2 protein-coding genes and 1 pseudogene are annotated in these 1,310 nt (G+C 55.3%); 2 read left to right on the top strand and 1 reads right to left on the bottom strand.

Annotation, left to right across the window (positions count from 1 at the left end; all coding sequences use genetic code 11):
* Both HMPREF3120_RS03265 and HMPREF3120_RS03260 read left to right on the top strand, forming a co-directional pair.
* Positions 1-224: type II toxin-antitoxin system RelE/ParE family toxin (locus HMPREF3120_RS03265; protein ID WP_371441187.1), on the top strand; the 224-nt coding region annotated here is incomplete at its 5' end.
* Entirely contained in the window at positions 221-514 is a 294-nt protein-coding gene (locus tag HMPREF3120_RS03260; protein ID WP_070362126.1) for an addiction module antidote protein, read from the top strand. The genes HMPREF3120_RS03265 and HMPREF3120_RS03260, both read left to right, overlap by 4 nt.
* Before the next feature lie 104 nt (positions 515-618).
* Here the strand turns inward: HMPREF3120_RS03260 and HMPREF3120_RS12515 are convergent.
* Positions 619-819, bottom strand: a pseudogene (locus tag HMPREF3120_RS12515) (IS3 family transposase); the annotation flags it as partial.
* Between the last annotated feature and the right edge of the window lie 491 nt (positions 820-1,310).

Raw genomic sequence — 1,310 nt, 5'->3', positions numbered from 1 at the left:
GGGTTTCACCGTCCACCGGAATCATGACACCCCAAGACATCAAACCCGTTGGCGAGAAGGTTAGCGAGATGAGATTTCATTTCGGGCCCGGCTATCGGGTGTACTACACCCGACTAGGCGCAATAACGGTTTTCCTGCTGGCCGGAGGAGATAAATCCAGCCAGGATAAAGATATTCGAACCGCTCAAAAGCTCGCACAACAGGTAAGGGAGGAACAGTCGTGAAGGAAGTAACATTTTCAGCGTTCGATGCAAGCAAATATCTCGATAGCCAAGAAGCAGTGAACGATTACCTGGCTATCGCACTCGAAGACGGCGATACGAAAACCGTTCAGGTGGTTTTGCGTGACATTGCAAGGGCACACGGCATGAGCCAGCTCGCTAAAGAGACTCAACTCAACCGTGAATCCCTCTACAAGTCACTATCAAAAGACGGTAACCCGTCCTTTGCGGCTATCACGAAAATCATGAAAGCCCTGGGACTCAAAATAACTCTCGCTACACAAAATGCCTAGATACCTACTGGAATCACATCACCAATAAACCAAACGTGCCTCTGCTCAGCCCGTCCGGCCTCTATCCGCCGATCAGTGGTGGATCGCGGAGCCTGCGACCAGGCCCGTTGAATACGATCCGGGAAACGCTCGGCGGAGGGATCAGCAACGGTGGTGCGTGTGGTCTTGCGCCGGAGTACACCCGCGATTCCAAGGATATTCATGAGGCGTTGCACCTGGTCACGGCCGATGTTCCAGCCTGCCCGGTGGGCGGCTTTCCATAGTTTTCGTCGCCCGTAGACCCGCCGATTGGCCTCCCACAGCTCAAAGAGCCGGTGCGCGGTGTAAGCCTCATCCAGCTCGGCAGGGGTGGGCCCGAAACCACGGGCCTGGAAGCGGTAGAACGTTGCTGGTGTCGATTTGGGGTAGTTGGTACCGCGAGTCCGCGTAGTTGGTACCGGTGTTCCGCGTACCCGGTACTGCGAGGGGGTTTCTTTCATAGTTGATGTTGGCGGCGCCGTACTTCGATGGTGCCGCGTCAACCTCTACTTGGAAGGAGCCGGTCTTTGTGGCCAACTTCAAACAAATCGTCGCGATGTGCCTTGACGGTGCTAGCTACGCACAGATCACACATGCATTGGGGTGTTCACGACGAGAAGTATCCCGCGCAAAGAAGATCATCGCTGAGGAGTCACTGAGTTTAGAGACGTTCCGTCAGCTTCCACCGGGATGGTTCGATGAGCGATTCAGCGATGGCCGCAGCAAGCGCACACTGTCCTACGAGGTTGCGTCCCTTAGTGTGGTGTAACGCTTGCTG

It is taken from the genome of Corynebacterium sp. HMSC11D10 (assembly GCF_001806995.1).
GTDB lineage: Bacteria > Actinomycetota > Actinomycetes > Mycobacteriales > Mycobacteriaceae > Corynebacterium > Corynebacterium coyleae.
This window is presented reverse-complemented; position numbering and strand designations above follow the sequence as displayed.